Origin of the sequence: Cupriavidus sp. KB_39, from assembly GCF_052114485.1 — a bacterium.
Lineage (GTDB): Bacteria > Pseudomonadota > Gammaproteobacteria > Burkholderiales > Burkholderiaceae > Cupriavidus.
Genome location: NZ_JBFREV010000010.1, coordinates 47,999 through 63,843 on the forward strand (window position 1 = coordinate 47,999; position 15,845 = coordinate 63,843).

13 protein-coding genes are annotated in these 15,845 nt (G+C 68.9%); 10 read left to right on the forward strand and 3 right to left on the reverse strand.

Annotated elements, in window-relative coordinates:
• The first annotated feature begins 139 nt into the window (after positions 1 to 139).
• From AB4Z27_RS10185 to AB4Z27_RS10215, 7 genes are all read left to right on the forward strand, one after another.
• Positions 140 to 1,090, forward strand: coding sequence for an ABC transporter permease (locus tag AB4Z27_RS10185; protein ID WP_092292988.1), 951 nt, complete (start codon positions 140 to 142; stop codon positions 1,088 to 1,090).
• Between the two features lie 10 nt (positions 1,091 to 1,100).
• Positions 1,101 to 1,988: an ABC transporter permease gene (locus AB4Z27_RS10190; protein ID WP_092292986.1), complete on the forward strand. Its 888-nt coding sequence runs from the start codon at positions 1,101 to 1,103 to the stop codon at positions 1,986 to 1,988.
• Between the two features lie 2 nt (positions 1,989 to 1,990).
• The gene (locus AB4Z27_RS10195) at positions 1,991 to 3,073 is read left to right on the forward strand and encodes an ABC transporter ATP-binding protein (RefSeq protein ID WP_441644416.1); all 1,083 of its coding nucleotides are present in this window, start codon (positions 1,991 to 1,993) and stop codon (positions 3,071 to 3,073) included.
• Between the two features lie 25 nt (positions 3,074 to 3,098).
• A complete protein-coding gene (locus AB4Z27_RS10200) occupies positions 3,099 to 4,121 on the forward strand; it encodes an ABC transporter ATP-binding protein (protein WP_441591132.1) in 1,023 nt (340 codons plus the stop codon).
• 39 nt (positions 4,122 to 4,160) lie between these two features.
• Positions 4,161 to 5,351 (forward strand): amidase, encoded by a 1,191-nt coding sequence (locus AB4Z27_RS10205; protein WP_441591133.1) that lies wholly within the window; start codon positions 4,161 to 4,163, stop codon positions 5,349 to 5,351.
• A gap of 36 nt (positions 5,352 to 5,387) precedes the next feature.
• A complete protein-coding gene (locus tag AB4Z27_RS10210; RefSeq protein WP_092292980.1) occupies positions 5,388 to 5,801 on the forward strand; it encodes a DUF3830 family protein in 414 nt (137 codons plus the stop codon).
• Positions 5,802 to 5,932: 131 nt separating this feature from the next.
• Positions 5,933 to 7,576, forward strand: coding sequence for a rhomboid family intramembrane serine protease (locus AB4Z27_RS10215; RefSeq protein ID WP_441644417.1), 1,644 nt, complete (start codon positions 5,933 to 5,935; stop codon positions 7,574 to 7,576).
• Positions 7,577 to 7,634: 58 nt separating this feature from the next.
• Here the strand turns inward: AB4Z27_RS10215 and AB4Z27_RS10220 are convergent, their stop codons facing one another.
• Entirely contained in the window at positions 7,635 to 10,745 is a 3,111-nt protein-coding gene (locus tag AB4Z27_RS10220) for an efflux RND transporter permease subunit (RefSeq protein ID WP_441644418.1), read from the reverse strand.
• 3 nt (positions 10,746 to 10,748) lie between these two features.
• Positions 10,749 to 11,987: an efflux RND transporter periplasmic adaptor subunit gene (locus tag AB4Z27_RS10225; protein WP_441644419.1), complete on the reverse strand. Its 1,239-nt coding sequence runs from the start codon at positions 11,985 to 11,987 to the stop codon at positions 10,749 to 10,751.
• A 302-nt stretch (positions 11,988 to 12,289) separates the two neighbouring features.
• Here AB4Z27_RS10225 and hpnD point away from each other — a divergent pair, with 302 nt between their 5' ends.
• Positions 12,290 to 13,126, forward strand: coding sequence for a presqualene diphosphate synthase HpnD (gene hpnD / locus AB4Z27_RS10230; RefSeq protein ID WP_441644420.1), 837 nt, complete (start codon positions 12,290 to 12,292; stop codon positions 13,124 to 13,126).
• Positions 13,127 to 13,181: 55 nt separating this feature from the next.
• Complete coding sequence (locus AB4Z27_RS10235) at positions 13,182 to 14,444, forward strand: Zn-dependent hydrolase (protein WP_441644421.1); 1,263 nt, start codon at positions 13,182 to 13,184, stop codon at positions 14,442 to 14,444.
• A gap of 12 nt (positions 14,445 to 14,456) precedes the next feature.
• On the opposite strand, the gene AB4Z27_RS10240 is transcribed toward AB4Z27_RS10235, so the two are convergent.
• Complete coding sequence (locus AB4Z27_RS10240) at positions 14,457 to 14,774, reverse strand: hypothetical protein (RefSeq protein ID WP_441591137.1); 318 nt, start codon at positions 14,772 to 14,774, stop codon at positions 14,457 to 14,459.
• A gap of 331 nt (positions 14,775 to 15,105) precedes the next feature.
• On the opposite strand from AB4Z27_RS10240, the gene ompR reads away from it, so the two are divergent.
• Positions 15,106 to 15,828 carry an osmolarity response regulator transcription factor OmpR gene (gene ompR, locus AB4Z27_RS10245; RefSeq protein WP_006576352.1) on the forward strand — a complete coding sequence of 241 codons (723 nt, stop codon included), beginning with the start codon at positions 15,106 to 15,108 and terminating at the stop codon, positions 15,826 to 15,828.
• Positions 15,829 to 15,845: the final 17 nt, after the last annotated feature.

Below are 15,845 nucleotides of genomic sequence, written 5' to 3' on the forward strand. Positions count from 1 at the left end.
TGGGAGAGGGGCGGGGGAGAGGGCAGCGGTTCAAGTTGAGACATCGCATCGAGACACTCCGGCCCTCTCCCCCGGCCCCTCTCCCGCAAGCGGGCGAGGGGAGAAAACCCTCCGCCCCCACACTAGCCGGCCACAGACCATGACTTACCTGCTTCGCCGCATTCTCTATGCGCTGCCTATCCTGCTTGGGGTTGCCCTGCTCTGCTTCTCGCTGGTCCACATCGCCCCCGGGGACCCCCTCGTCTCGGTGCTGCCGCCCGATGCCTCCGAAGACCTCCGGCGCCAACTCACCGCGCTGTACGGCTTCGACAAACCGTTCCTCGAACAATTTCTGCACTGGCTGGCCCGCGCGCTCCATGGCGACCTGGGCACCTCCATCGCCACCAACCGGCCGGTGATGAGCGAGGTTTCCACCGCCGTGATCAACTCGATCCGGCTGGCCAGCGTGGCCACGCTGATCGGCTTCACCTTCGGCTGCCTGTTCGGCTTCGTGGCCGGCTACCTGCGCGATTCCATCGCCGACCGCACCGCCTCCTTCCTGTCCGTGCTCGGYGTCAGCATTCCCCACTACTGGCTCGGCATGGTGCTGGTCATCGCCTTCTCGGTGCTGCTCGGCTGGCTGCCCGCCACCGGCGCCGGCCCGGGCGGCTCGGGGGACTGGGCGTGGGACTGGGAGCACTTCCAGTACATGCTGCTGCCGGCCATCACGATGTCGGTGATCCCGATGGGCATCGTCGCCCGCACGATCCGGGCGCTGGTGGCGGAGATCCTGTCCAACGAGTTCATCGTCGGCCTGCGCGCCCGGGGCCTGTCGGACGTGGCCGTGTTCCGCCACGTGGTCAAGAACGTGGCGCCGACCGCGCTGTCCGTGATGGGCCTCCAGCTCGGCTACCTGCTCGGCGGGTCGATCCTGATCGAGACCGTGTTCTCGTGGCCCGGCACCGGCTTCCTGCTGAACTCGGCCATCTTCCAGCGCGACTTCCCGCTGCTGCAGGGCACGATCCTCGTGCTGGCCGTCTTCTTTGTCCTGCTCAACCTGCTGGTGGACGCGCTGCAGACGCTGTTCGACCCCCGCATCCAGCGCAATTAAGGAGGCCCCCATGCAGATCGCACTGAACAAGGCCGTGGCGCCGCTGCCCGTGGCGCGCTCGCCCGGCTACTGGGCCACCGTGGGCCGCCGCCTGCTGCGCAACAAGCTGGCGATGGCCGCCGCGCTGATCCTGATCGCCCTGGTGGTGTTGGCGATCTTCGCCCCGGCGCTGATGCCGGCGGACCCGTACGCGTCCTCCATCCTCAAGCGGCTCAAGCCGATCGGCACCGCTGGCTATCCGCTCGGCACCGACGAACTGGGCCGCGACCTGCTCTCGCGCCTGATGCTGGGCGGCCGGCTCTCGCTGTTCATGGGCATCACGCCGGTGCTGCTGGCGTTTGTGATCGGMAGCGCACTCGGCATCATCGCCGGCTACGCGGGCGGCTGGACCAACACCATCATCATGCGGCTCACCGACATCCTCTACGCCTTTCCGTCGGTGCTGCTGGCCATCGCGCTGTCCGGCACGCTGGGCGCCGGGGTGGGCAACGCGCTGCTGTCGCTGACCATCGTCTTCGTACCGCAGATCGTGCGGGTGGCGGAGAGCGTGACCACGCAGGTACGCAACCGCGAGTTCGTCGATGCGGCGCGCGCCTCCGGGGCCAGCTCGCTGACCATCGTGCGCGCCCATGTGCTGAATAACGTACTTGGGCCGATTTTCGTCTATGCGACGAGTCTGATTTCGGTGTCGATGATCCTGGCCTCCGGGCTCTCCTTCCTCGGCCTCGGCGTGAAGCCGCCCGAGCCCGAATGGGGCCTGATGCTCAACACGCTGCGCACCGCCATCTACACCCAGCCCTGGGTCGCCGCCCTGCCCGGCGCGATGATTTTCCTGACCTCGATCTCGTTCAACCTGCTGGCCGACGGCATCCGCTCGGCCATGGAAATCAAGGAATGAACATGAGCGACCTCCTCACAGCGCCCGCACCCGCCCACGCCCGCGACATCGGCGGCCCGGCCCAGCCACTCGTGATCGCGCGCGATCTCGTCAAGCATTTCCCGCTCAAGTCGGCCATCCCGTTCCACAAGGCCGGCGAGGTCCGCGCCGTGGACGGCGTCAGCTTCGACGTGCTCAAGGGCGAAACCCTCGGCGTGGTCGGCGAGTCCGGCTGCGGCAAGTCCACCACCGCGCGGCTGCTGATGCAGCTCACCGCGCAAGACAGCGGCGAGCTGATCTTCGACGCCCAGGGCGTGGGCTCGCCCCAGTTGCCGATGAAGGCGTTCCGCAGCCAGGTGCAGATGGTGTTCCAGGACAGCTACTCGTCGCTGAACCCGCGCCTGACCATCGAGGAATCGATCGCCTTCACGCCGCGCGTGCAYGGCGTGCCGGCGCGGGAGGCCACCGAGCGGGCGCGCTACCTGCTGGAGCGCGTGGGRCTGGASCCGGCGCGCTTTGCCGGGCGCTATCCRCAYGARCTGTCCGGYGGGCAGCGCCAGCGGGTGAACATCGCCCGCGCGCTGTCGCTGCGGCCCCGGCTGGTGATCCTGGACGAAGCGGTGTCCGCGCTCGACAAATCCGTGGAAGCCCAGGTGCTGAACCTGCTGCTCGACCTCAAAGCCGAGTTCGACCTGACCTACGTCTTCATCAGCCATGACCTCAACGTCATCCGCTACCTGTGCGACCGGGTGATGGTGATGTACCTGGGCAAGGTGGTGGAGATTGGCGATACGGAGTCGATCTACGCCAATCCCTCGCACCCGTACACGCGCGCGCTGCTGGCGTCGATGCCGTCGATGGACCCGGACCACCGCACGCTGGCCGCGCCGCTGGCGGGCGACCCGCCCAACCCGATCAATCCGCCGTCCGGATGCAGCTTCCATCCGCGCTGCGCCCGCGCCGAGCCGGTCTGCGAGCGCCGCACCCCCGTGCTGGCCGACGAACTGGCCGGCCATCCCGTGTCTTGCCTGATGGCGATGCCCGACGGTGGCCACTCGCTGCCGCTGCGGCGCATGACGCCGGGCCTGCACGCGGCCACGCCCTGACCCACCTGACCTGCGGGASACCCCTATGACAGCCCCCCATTCCCCTGCCGTCTCGGTCAAGGACCTCCACGTCACCTTCGCCGGCGGCGGCAAGACCATCCGCGCGGTGAACGGCGTGTCGCTCGACGTGGCCCCCGGCGAAGCCGTGGCGCTGATCGGCGAATCCGGTTCCGGCAAGAGCGTGACGCTGCGCGCGCTGATGCGCCTCCATCCGCCCCGCCGCACGCGCATCGGCGGCCAGATCCATGTCGATGGCCAGGACGTGCTCGCGCTGGACAAGCGCGCGCTGGCCCGGCTGCGCGGCGGCACCGTCGCCATGGTGTTCCAGGAGCCGCTGCTGGCGCTGGACCCGGTGTACACGGTGGGCCAGCAGATCGTCGAGTGCATTCGGACGCACAAGAAGGTGTCCGCCGCCGAAGCCCGCGCGCTGGCGCTGAAGGCGCTGGAAGCGGTGCGCATTCCCAGCCCCGAGCGGCGGCTGGCCGCCTATCCGCACGAGATGTCCGGCGGCATGCGGCAGCGGGCGATGATTGCGCTCGCGCTGTCGGCCCAACCGAAAATCCTGCTGGCCGATGAGCCCACCACGGCGCTGGACGCCACCGTGCAGATCCAGGTGCTGATCCTGCTGCGGGAGCTGCAACGCGAGCTGGGCCTTTCCATCGTCTTCGTCACGCACGACATGGGTGCGGCGGTGGAGATTGCCGACCGCGTGGCCGTGATGTACGGCGGCCGCATCGTCGAGGAAGGCCCGATCCGCACGCTGCTGCGCGAGGCGCGCCACCCGTACACGATGGCGCTGCTGCAAAGCCGCCAGCACGGCATGGATCGCGGCCAGCGGCTGCAGGCCATCGGCGGCGCCCCGCCTGACCTGGCCGCGCTGCCGCCGGGCTGCACCTTCGCCCCGCGCTGCGCGCACGCCCGCCCCGCCTGCCTGGCCGAGGTGCCGCGCAGCGTGGCGCTGGGCAACGGCCACCGCGTCAGTTGCGTGCTGGTGGCCGATAGCTCCGAACCTTCGAATACCGCCGCTGCCTCGCCGGCCGCCGCCTAAACTCCATCCATCCTCCGAAAAAGAAGGAAGCCGAACGCCATGACCCTGGCCACCCATCCCGCCCGCGCCTTCATGCCCTACCCCGACGCGCCCGTGCCCAACGCGGCCATCGGCCCGCTGCGGGGGCTGACCTTCGCCGTCAAGGACCTGTTCGACGTGGCCGGCTACCCCACCGGCGGCGGCAATCCGCACGTGCTGGCCCGCTCCGGCATCAAGACGGTGACCGCGCCCACGGTGCAGAAGCTGCTCGATGCCGGCGCGATGTTCGTCGGCAAGTCGCACACGGACGAGCTGGCCTTCTCGATGAACGGCCAGAACGCGCACTACGGCGGCCCGGTCAACGGCGGCGCGCCCGATCGCGTGACGGGCGGTTCGTCGTCCGGGTCGGCCTCGGCGGTGTCCAACAAGCTGTGCGACTTCGCGCTCGGCACGGACACCGGCGGCTCGGTGCGCGCCCCGGCCAGCCACTGCGGCCTGTTCGGCATCCGCCCCTCGCATGGCCGTATCTCGCTCCAGCACTGCATGCCGCTGTGCGAGACGCTCGATACCTGCGGCTTCTTCGCCCGAGACATAGGCACCTTCGCCCGCGTGGCGGACGTGCTGTTCGGCAAGGATGCCGATCCGCTGCCGGCCCGGCCTCGCCTGCTGCTGGCATCGGACTTGTTCGAATTGCCGACACCCGAAGCTCGCGCCGCGCTGGCGCCCACGGTGGCGCGCATCGAGGCCGTGCTGGGCCATGCCACCCCGGTGGACGTGGCCGACCGGCCGCTGGCCGACCTGTACTGGGCCTTCCGCTACGTGCAGGGCTGGGAAGCCTGGCAGGCCGATGGCGCGCTGATCGAGAACTACGGCCTGCAGATGGGCCCGGACGTGGCCGCGCGCTTCGCGTTCAGCAAGGGGGTCACGCAAGCCCAGTTCGAGCAGTCGAGCGCGGTGCGCCGCGAGTTCACCGCGCACCTGGGTCGCCTGCTCGGCCATGACGGCGTGCTGGTGCTGCCGACCATGCCGGACATCGCCCCGCTGCGCACCGCCGCCGGCGAGACGCTGGAGGACTACCGCACCGCCGCCGCCCACTCGCTGTGCCTGACGCCGCTGTCGGGCTTCCCGCAACTGAGCCTGCCGCTCTCCGGCCGCGCCGGCGCGCCGCTCGGCATTTCCCTGCTCGGCCCGAAGGGCAGCGACCGCAGCCTGATCGCCGTGGCGGAGACGCTGATGACGGCGCTGGCCTGACCCGGCCCCCATCGACCCCTCTATATAGATATAGCCATGCCCCGACTCCGCATCACCGCCGCCGGCCAGACCTTCCTGGCCGACACCCACCCGGACGCCCCCGAGACCGTGGCCGCCTTCCTGAAGCTGCTGCCCTACCGGCAGAAGCTGATCCACGTGCGCTGGAGCGGCGAAGGCTGCTGGATTCCGCTCGGCGAATTCAAGCTGGGCGTTGGCTTCGAAAACCACACCAGCCACCCGTCCGTGGGCGACATCCTGTTCTACCCGGGCGGCTACAGCGAAACCGAGATCATCCTGGCCTACGGCAGCTGCTGCTTCGCCAGCAAGATGGGCCAGCTGGCCGGCAACCACTTTCTGACCATCGTCGAAGGCCGGGAGAACCTCCGGGCGCTCGGCACCAAGGTGCTCTGGGAGGGCGCGCAGGACGTGGTCTTCGAACTGGCCGACTAGGGCCGCAACCCTCCCGACGGGGGAGATGCTTCCCGACGGACGACCGCATATCGTCGCGTGACGCGCGCCGTGGCCCTGCCGCACCGGGGCCAGCGAGATGACGCGATGACATCGTCTTGTCGGGAAGAACCATGCAGACATCGCTATTCATGCGCGCGCCGGCCATCGGCTCGCGCCGCAGCGGCGCGTTCCATGTGCGCCGATTCGGGTCCGCGCTGCTCGTGCGCGCCTTGCTCTGGCTCTGCTTCGGCGGGCTGGGGACGCTGCTCCTGCTGTTCTCGCACGGCAAGACCAGCCTGATCGTCGTCGGCGCCGGCTTCTTCGGCGTGCTGATCCTGTTCGAATGGTCCTGGGGCCGGCACGCGCCGCTGCGCAAGCCGCTGTTGACGGTGGACGCCGGCGGCATCGGCTCGACGTCCTTCCCGCGCCGCCGCCCCCACCTGCGCTGGGCCGAGATCGCCGCTGTGGCGGTGCGCAACCTGCGCGGCGGTCCTGTGATCGAGGTCTTTCCCAAGCCCGTGCCGGGCGCCCGGAAACGGACCCCGGCGGCGTTCACGATCCGGCTGGCCCTGATGCGCGAGGCAGACCAGCAGCTCGCCCAGGCGCTGGTCACCCATCACATGCGTACGGCGGGCGTCGCAGTCGATAACGCGCTGGCGGCCGACCAGGCCTTCCGGGCCGAGATGCAGGCACTGCCGCACACCTGGGGCCTGTACGCGATGATCGCCCTCRACGTGGGGATCTGGCTTTTCACGCTCACGCACGGCGCCACGCTCGACGCCACAGCGCCCGCCAAGCTCGTCGACTGGGGCGGCAACGCCGCCGTGCTGGTGCAGGAGGGCCAGTGGTGGCGGTTGCTGACGGCCACCTTCCTGCACAGCAGCCTCCGGCACATCGGCGCCAACATGCTGGTGCTGTTCCTGCTCGGCAAGCATGTGGAGCGGTTCTACGGCACGCGCGGCTTCCTGCTGATCTATCTCGGCGCGGGGCTGGCCGGTAGCGCGCTGAGCCTGCATTTCGGGGCGCAGACGGCGGTGTCGGTCGGAGCGTCGGGCGCCGTGTTCGGCGTGGGCGGCGCGCTGCTGGCGGGGGTGCTGCGGCATCGCCGGCTGCTGCCCGAGGGCATCCATCGGCAACTGACGACGGACGCCGCGGTGATGATCGGCTATTCGCTGGTGCAGGGCTTCCTGTCAACCCGCGTGGACAACGCCGGGCACGTGGGCGGCCTGATCGGCGGCGCGCTGATCGCGCTATGCCTGCCGGTGCGGCTGGACCGCGCCAGCTACGCCAGCAAGCTGCGGCGCGGCCTGGCCATGGCGGCAGCCGTTGCCGCCGTGCTGGTGGTGGGTACCGCCGCGCTGGCACCGCGCGTGCCCCAGGCCATGCGCGACAGCCTGGCCGCTTCCCGCCAGATCGAGCGCGCCCACAAGACCTTCACGACCGCCTTCCAGGCCATGCAGGCCGACAATGCGGCAACCAAGGCCGGCCGGATGACGCCCGAGGAAGCGGACGACCGCAGCCGGACCGTGCACGCCCCGGCGCTCGATCAGGCCGTGTCCGAACTGGTCCGCATCACGCTGCCGCCGGGCGACCCGCGCGCGCCGCTGGTGCAGGACATGACGCTGCTGGCCGACCTGCTGCGGGAAATGGCCCGCATGCCGTCGGTGAAGGATCCCCGCACCGGCAAACCCGTGGCCGCCGATCCCCGCCGCGCAGCGCAGATCGCGGTGGACATCGTGCGGCTGACCGCCCAAATGAAAAAGCGCCAGTCGTAACCGGCGCTTTTTCTTCTCCCCCGGGGATCACCCCGCCTACCCTGCCATCACCCYGCCATCACCCCGCCATCACCCCGCTGYCGCCCTCGGGCGGCTTCACGCGGAACCACGCTGCGTACAGCGCCGGCAGGAACAGCAGCGTCAGCACCGTGGCGATGATCAGCCCGCCCATGATGGCGGCCGCCATCGGCCCCCAGAACGTCGAGCGCGAGAGCGGGATCATCGCCAGCACGGCCGCCGCGGCGGTCAGGATGATCGGCCGGAACCGGCGCACCGCTGACTCGACAATGGCCTGCCACGGCGGCACCCCGGCGCTGATGTCCTGCTCGATCTGGTCCACCAGGATCACCGAGTTGCGGATGATCATGCCCAGCAGCGCCGTAATGCCAAGCTGGGCGACAAACCCCATCGGCGCGCGCAGCAGCAGCAGCGTGGCGGCGGCGCCGATCAGCCCGAGCGGGCCGGTCAGGAACACCATCACCGAACGCGAGAAGCTGTGGAGCTGCAGCATCAGCAGCGTGAAGATCAGGAAGATGCACAGCGGCAGTTGCGCGGCGATGGACGCCCCCGCCTTGCCGCTCTCCTCCTCGGCCCCGGCCACGGTGATCAGGTAGCCCGGCGGCAGGTTCGCGCGCAGCTTGTTGAGCTGCGGGTTGATCTGCGCGGTCACGGTCGGACCCTGGATGCCATCCACCACATCGGCCTGCACGGTGATGCCGAAGTCGCGGTTCTCGCGCCAGATCACGCCCGGCTCGGACTTCAGCGTCACGCGCGCCACCTGCGTCAGCGGCACCGCGCGGCCKGTGTTGGTCGGCACCAGCACGTTGGCCATGTCGGACATCGCGTCGCGCTCGTTCTTCGGCGTGCGCATGATGATGTCGATCAGCTTGTCGGCGTCGCGATACTGGCCCACCGGCACGCCGGTCAGCACGGCCTGCGTGGCACGGGCGATGGCGTTGGTGGTCACGCCCAGCGCGCGCGCCTTGTCCTGGTCGATCTCCAGGCGCAGCATCTTGACGTTCTCGTTCCAGTTGTCGTTCACGCCCACCGTGTTCGGATTGGCGGCCATGATCGCCCGGACCTGATCGGCAATTTTGCGCACGCCGGCGGCCTCGGGCCCGATCACGCGGAACTGCACCGGGTACGCCACCGGCGGTCCGTTCGGCAGCAGCTTCACGCGGCCGCGCAGCTGCGGGAACTGGGTGGCCAGCACCTCCATCACGCGCTTGCGCAGCGCGTCGCGCGCCTCCACGCTGACCGGCATCACAATCACCTGCGCCACGTTGCTCTGCGGGAAGATCTGGTCCAGCGGCAGGTAGAAGCGCGGCGCGCCGACGCCGACGAAGGTGGTCAGGCTATCCACGGCCTTGTCGCGGCGCATGGCGGTCTCGAAGCGCTTGGCCTCGCCCTCCATCTGCGCGAAGCTGGTGCCCTCGGGCATCCACAACTCCACCATCAGCTCGGGCCGGCTCGAATCCGGGAAAAACTGCTTCTCGACGAACTTGAACGCCCACAGGCCCAGCGCGAAGCTGACCAGCGTGACGGCGATCACGGTCTTGCGCCACGTCACGCACCAGTTCACCAGATGCCGGAAGCGCGCGTAGAACGGCGTGTCGAACACCTCGTGATGGCCGCCGTCGCTGGCGCGGGTCTTGAGCAGCAGGTAGCCGAGGTAGGGCGTGAAGTACACCGCCGCCAGCCACGACAGCACCAGCGCCAGCGCCGTCACGGCGAAGATCGCGAAGGTGTACTCGCCCACGGTGGACTTGGCCAGCCCCACCGGCAGGAAGCCGGCCGCCGTGATCAGCGTGCCGGTCAGCATCGGCATGGCCGTGGAGGTGTAGGCGAAAGTGGCCGCCTCCATCTTGGAGAAGCCTTCCTCCAGCTTGCGGACCATCATTTCGACGGCGATGATCGCGTCRTCCACCAGCAGCCCGAGCGCCACGATCAGCGCCCCGAGCGAGATCTTGTGCAGGCCGATGCCGAAGATGTTCATGAACAGGAACGTCACGGCCAGCACTAGCGGGATGGTCAGCGCCACCACCAGCCCGGGGCGCACGTCGAGCCGCAGCGGCTTGGTGTGCAGCCCCAGCGCGATGAAGCTGACCGCCAGCACGATCACCACGGCCTCGATCAGCACGTGCACGAACTCGCCCACCGAGCGCTTGACCGCCTGCGGCTGGTCCTGCACCTGCTCCATCTCGATGCCCATCGGCAACTGGCCGCGCAGGCCGTCGGTCACGCGGCGCAGTTCCTGGCCCAGCGCGATGATGTCGCCGCCCTTCTCCATCGAGATGCCGAGCCCGATCACATCCTTGCCGTTGAAGCGCATGCGGCTGGCGGGCGGGTCGATATAGCCGCGATAGACGTGGGCGATGTCGCCCAGCCGGATATTGGCGATGCCGTTGGGCCCGCGCAGCACCAGACTCTCCAGGTCCTGCACATCGCCAAGCTGGCCGGTCACGCGGACCTGGAGGTTGTCGGTCGGGGTGACCATCACGCCACTCCCGGTGGGATTGTTCTGCTCCGAGATCTGGTTGGCGATGGCGTTGATGTCGAGCCCAAGCTGCGCGAAGCGCGTCTGGTTGAACTCGATATAGAGCTTCTCRTCCTGCAGGCCCAGCAGCGTGACCTTRGCCACGGCGGGCACGCGCAGCAGCGCCTGGCGGACGAGGTCGGCGTACTCGCGCAGCTCCTTGTAGTTGAAGCCGTCCGCCGAGAGCGCGTAGATCGAGCCGTAGACATCGCCGAATTCATCGTTGAAGAACGGGCCGCGCACGCCCTGCGGCAGGGTCTGGGCGATGTCCCCGATCTTCTTGCGCACCGTGTACCAGATCTGCGCGGTGTCCTTGGCGGGCGAGTTATCGGCCAGCTGGAAGATCACCGTGGTCTCGCCCGGCTTGGAGAAGCTGCGGATCTTGTCGGCGTACGGCACTTCCTGGAGCTGCCGTTCGATCTTGTCGGTCACCTGCACCGCGATCTGCTCGGCCGTGGCGCCGGGCCAGAAGGCCTGCACCACCATCACGCGGAAGGTGAACGGGGGGTCTTCGTCCTGACCAAGCTGGAAGAAGGCCAGCAGGCCGCCGATCAGCAGCACCACCAGCAGGTAGCGGGTCAGCGGCTGGTGCTCGAGCGCCCAGCGCGACAGGTTGAAGCGCGAGTGTTCCATCGATCAGCCCTTGCTGCCGGCGGCGGCGCCCGGATTGGAGGCCGGCTGGGCCGACTGGGCAGGCTGGGCGGACGTGGCGCTCTGCATCGGCTTGACCTTCTGGCCCGGCTGCAGCAGGTGCACGCCGGCCGTGACGATGGTCTGGCCCGGCGCCAGCCCCTGGCGCACCTCGATTTCATTGCCTTGCGGGTCGCCCAGCGTCACCGGCACCGGCTTGACCGTGCCCGTGCCGCCACTGGCCGCGCCCTGGTAGATCCACACCTGATTGGTGCCGCGGTCCTGCAGCAGCGCGGTCAGCGGGATGCGGATGGCGGCGGACTCGCCGGTGCGGGTAAAGGTGACCACGGCGGTCATGCCGAAGCGCAGGTCGGCGGGCGGATTGGGCACGCTGACGCGCGTCGGGTAGGTGCGGGTGACCGGATCGGCGGCGCCGGAGATCTCGCGCACGCGGCCCGGCAGCGCGCGGTCCGGCTCGGCCCAGGTGCGCACGGTGACGTCGGAGATGCCGCGCAGCATGTCCACCTGATCCTCGGGGAGGCCGATGGCGACCTCCTTCTCGGCGATCTGCGCCACGCGGATCACCGACTGCCCCGCCGTGACCACCTGGCCGACCTCGGCATCGACGGCCGTCACCACGCCGTCCGCATCGGCGGCGAGCACGGCGTAGCCGGTCTGGTTGCTCTGGTTGCGGAGATTGGCCTGCGCCTGCTCCAGCCGCGAGGCCGCGGAATCGTAGGTGGCCTGGCGCCGGTGCAGCTCGGCGGCACTGATGAAATTCTTGGCGGCCAGCTCCTTGTAGCGCTTCAGGTCGGAGTCGGCCAGATCGCGGTCGGTCTTGGCGGCATCGAACTGGGCACGCGCGGAGGCTTCGGCCAGCGCCAAGTCGGTCGGGTCCAGGCGGGCCAGCGGCTGGCCCTTCCTGACGCTGGCGCCTACGTCCACCAGACGGGCCGAAATCTTGCCGGGCACCCGGAAGCCCAGGCGCGACTCCACGCGCGGCCGTACCTCGCCCGAAAACTCGAATGCGGTCTTCCCGGCACCCGAATGCAATTGCAGCAGCCGCACGGGCCGCACGGACTCCACCGGCTCCGCCTTCTTCCCGCAGCCGGACAGCCCGGCCAGGATCGCCAGCGTCGCCACGGTCAGCAGGGCGACCATCGGCGTCCGGCGGGTCCGGGCGGGCATCGGGGAAACATCAACGTCGGCGGCCGCAACATCCGGCCTGGCATAAGGCACTGGCATGGGTTAAGCGTCTTGAGTCGGTGGAACGTCGGAACAAGCTGGAGAGTGCGGGGGAACAGCCAATTGGGGAAAGCGTCTCGCGGCGGACCCTTCTGCGGGTGCCTGCCGGGGAATTAATAACTGGCCGGTCAGTAATATAACGAGCGGCTCCGAGTGCGTCAAACGCCGGGCGACGAATGGGCCGAAACTTGGCGCGAATGGCGGACACGGGGTGGACGGGGCCGATGTTACAATTTGCCGCTTTCGCGGACCCGCTGCGCCGGTCCGTATCGCCCCACAGACCGCATTAAAAAGAGATTGGCGTGACGCCCGATCAGTATTGCCAGGACAAGGCCGCCCCGGGCGGCTCCCTCCCCTAYTACAGCTTCCTGTTCCTCCCGACCGAACGCCGCCGCGCCATCACGGCGCTGTACGCCTTCCGCCGCGAGCTGGAGGCCATCATCGACGAGAGCCACGACGCCGGCGTAGCCCACCAGCGGCTGGACTGGTGGCGCGGCGAACTGCGCCGCCTCTATGACGGTCAACCGTCACATCCGGTCACGCAGGCCCTGCAGCCCCATATTGCGCCGTGCGGCCTGCCGCAATCCGAATTTTCTGAAATGCTGGACGGCATGGAAATGGATCTGACCCAGACCCGCTACCTCGACGAAGCCGGTTTGAAACGCTACTGCCAGTGCGCGGGCGGTGCCATGGGTGTGCTGTCGGCCCGGGTGCTGGGGTTTTCCGATCCGCGCACGCTGGACTTCGCCCGCCAGCTGGGCCTGTCGATGCAGCGCGCGACCATCGTCCGTGATGTGGGCGAGGATGCCCGCCAGGGCCGCATCTACCTGCCGGTGGACACGCTCCAGCGCCACGAGGTACCAGCGGCCGACATCCTGCAATCGCGCTACTCCGAACGCTTCGTGGCCCTGATGCGCGAGCAGGCCGAGGTGGCCCGCACGCTGTACCGCGAGGCGCTGGCGCTACTGCCGCGCCAGGACCGCCGCGCCCAGCGCGCCGCGCTGGTGATGGCCGCCATCTCCCATGCCCAGCTCGACGAGATCGAGGCCAGCCAGTTCCAGGTGCTGACGCAGCGCATCGCCCTGACGCCGATGCGCATGCTGTGGATCGCCTGGAAGACCTGGCTGCGCAACCGCTGACCGCCATCGAACCGAATCGAACCGAACTGATCCCGACCCGACCCCGATCCGCACCATGACTACCGTACTCGCCTCGCTCGGCCAATCCATCCTCGACCGCGCCGCCGCGCTCGCCGCCCACTCCGACATGGAGGACGGGCTGACCTGCGCGTTCCTTACGCCGGCGCATCGCCGGGCACAGGCGCAACTGGTGCAGTGGATGGAGGAAGCCGGCATGGCGGTGCGCGTGGACGCCATCGGCAATGTGATTGGGCGGTATGCCGCCGATCCGGCCGTGGCTGCGCCGAAGGTGCTGATGACCGGCTCTCATTTCGACACCGTGCGCAACGGCGGGCGGTATGACGGGCGGCTGGGCATCCTGCTGCCGATTGCGGTGGTGGGCGCACTCCATGCGGCGGGCATCCGGCTGCCGTATCACTTCGAGATCGTCGGCTTCGCCGAGGAGGAAGGGCTGCGCTTCAAGACCAGCTTCCTGGCMAGCAGCGTGCTGGCGGGCCGCTTCGACCCGGCCCTGCTGGACCGCGCGGACCCGGACGGGGTGACCATGCGCGAGGCGCTGGCCCAGTCCGGCCTGCCCGGCGCCGGCAGCCTGGACGCCCTGCGCGCCGCGGCGGTCGATCCGGCCACGCTGGCAGGGTTCGTCGAAGTGCATATCGAACAGGGCCCGGTGCTGCTGAACCGCGACCTGGCGCTCGGCATCGTCACGCAGATCGCAGGCAGCAGCCGCTTCCAGGTGCGGGTGGAGGGGCTGGCCAGCCACGCCGGCACCACGCCGATGGACATGCGGCGCGACGCCGCCACCGGCGCCGCCGAGATGATCCTGCTGGTGGAGTCGCGCTGCGCGCAGGTGCCGACGCTGGTCGGCACGGTGGGCCAGCTTCAGGTGCCGAACGGCTCCAGCAATGTGATTCCGGCCGCGTGTGTGTTCTCGATGGACATCCGCGCCGGCGAGGACGGCATCCGCGAAGCCGCCATCACCGACATCGTGATGGGCATCGAGCGGATCGCGGCGCGCCGTGGCCTGACCGCCACCGTCGAACGAGTGACGCCGGTGAACAACGCGCCGTGCGCGCGCTGGCTGATGGATCAGTTCGGCGCGGTGCTGCGCAAGCGCGGTCTGGAGGCGTTCGAGCTGCCGTCCGGCGCCGGGCATGACGCGATGATGATGCAACGCATGACYGACGTGGCGATGCTGTTCGTGCGCTGCGGCAATRGCGGCATCAGCCACAACCCGCTGGAAACCATCACCGTGGAAGATGCGCAGCTGGCGGCCGAGGTATTCGTGGATTTCCTGCGACATTTCCGACCGCAGGACTGATAGGGAGGGCGGTCAGCCGCCTTCGTACATCTCGCGGCCGAGATCCTGGAGATTCTTGCGCAGCGTCTTGCGCTCGTCGGGCGAGAGTTTGGGATGCCCGCCCGGTGGGCCCTGGCGGCCGGCGCGGTCGGCCATGTCGCGCTCCGTGCGGTACTTTTCGGCGCGGGTGCGGGCCTCGCGCTGGTCCAGGCGCTCACCGCCGCCCGGCTTGCCCGGCACGGCGGGGGTAGGTGCGCCACCGCTGGCGTGGCCCGGCTGGGCAGGGCGGAGTAACTGGGCCATGCCCGCCGACTGCGCCTGCGCGAGCGCCGGCAGCAGTACGATGAGCATGGCCGCGCCGGCATGGCAAGCCGCCCGCACGCACGCCGTGCGTTGCAGGGTTTGTCCGTGCCGGTTTTGCTTCACTTTCATTGGATAATGGCGGTCTTGACCGTGGTCGCACATCCGCGGGGAGGACGACGCAGGCACTATGCCAACGCCTTCGTCAGAGAGATGGGACGCCCCTTGGTCACCGTGAATGCCCGTCGCGCCAAATCGGCGTCGGGCTACGGTTTGCGGAGTGTAATTGCACAAAAGATGCACGCCGCCATACCACAGGGTAAAGTATGTAACGTTTTGTTAAGCCATTTTGAGCGAAAGCGTAAGTCGCTAAGATACCGCCATGGAAAATACCAGCCACAAGATTCTCGTCGTGGACGACGACCCGCGATTGCGCGACCTGCTGCGCCGCTACCTTGGCGAGCAGGGGTTCACGGTACTGGTGGCGGAAAACGCCACCGCCATGAACAAGCTCTGGCTGCGCGAGCGGTTTGACCTGCTGGTGCTGGACCTGATGATGCCGGGCGAGGATGGCCTGTCCATCTGCCGCCGCCTGCGCGGTGCCAACGATCAGACCCCGATCATCATGCTGACCGCCAAGGGCGAGGACGTCGATCGCATCGTCGGCCTGGAAATGGGCGCCGATGACTACCTGCCCAAGCCTTTCAACCCGCGCGAGCTGATCGCGCGCATTCACGCCGTGCTGCGCCGCAAGGGCCCCGCCGAGGTACCGGGCGCCCCGTCCGAGACGCCCGAAACCTTCGCCTTCGGCGATTTCGTGCTGAACCTGGCCACCCGCACGCTGACCAAGAACGACGAGGAAATCACGCTCACCACGGGCGAATTCTCGGTGCTCAAGGTGTTCGCGCGGCATCCGCGCCAGCCGCTCTCGCGCGAGAAGCTCATGGAAATGGCCCGCGGCCGCGAATACGAAGTGTTCGACCGCAGCCTGGACGTGCAGATCTCGCGCCTRCGCAAGCTCATCGAACCGGACCCGGGCAACCCCCGCTTCATCCAGACGGTCTGGGGCCTGGGCTACGTCTTCATTCCCGATGGCGTGAAGTAGTCCCGGTTCGTCCGCAG

Bases quoted from the DNA above. Each gene is read 5' to 3' on its own strand.
- AB4Z27_RS10205 (WP_441591133.1), top strand. From the start codon at position 4,161: ATGACCCTGGCCACCCATCCCGCCCGCGCCTTCATGCCCTACCCCGAC.
- AB4Z27_RS10240 (WP_441591137.1), bottom strand. From the start codon at position 14,774: ATGCTCATCGTACTGCTGCCGGCGCTCGCGCAGGCGCAGTCGGCGGGC.
- AB4Z27_RS10210 (WP_092292980.1), top strand. From the start codon at position 5,388: ATGCCCCGACTCCGCATCACCGCCGCCGGCCAGACCTTCCTGGCCGAC.
- AB4Z27_RS10225 (WP_441644419.1), bottom strand. From the start codon at position 11,987: ATGCCAGTGCCTTATGCCAGGCCGGATGTTGCGGCCGCCGACGTTGAT.
- AB4Z27_RS10200 (WP_441591132.1), top strand. From the start codon at position 3,099: ATGACAGCCCCCCATTCCCCTGCCGTCTCGGTCAAGGACCTCCACGTC.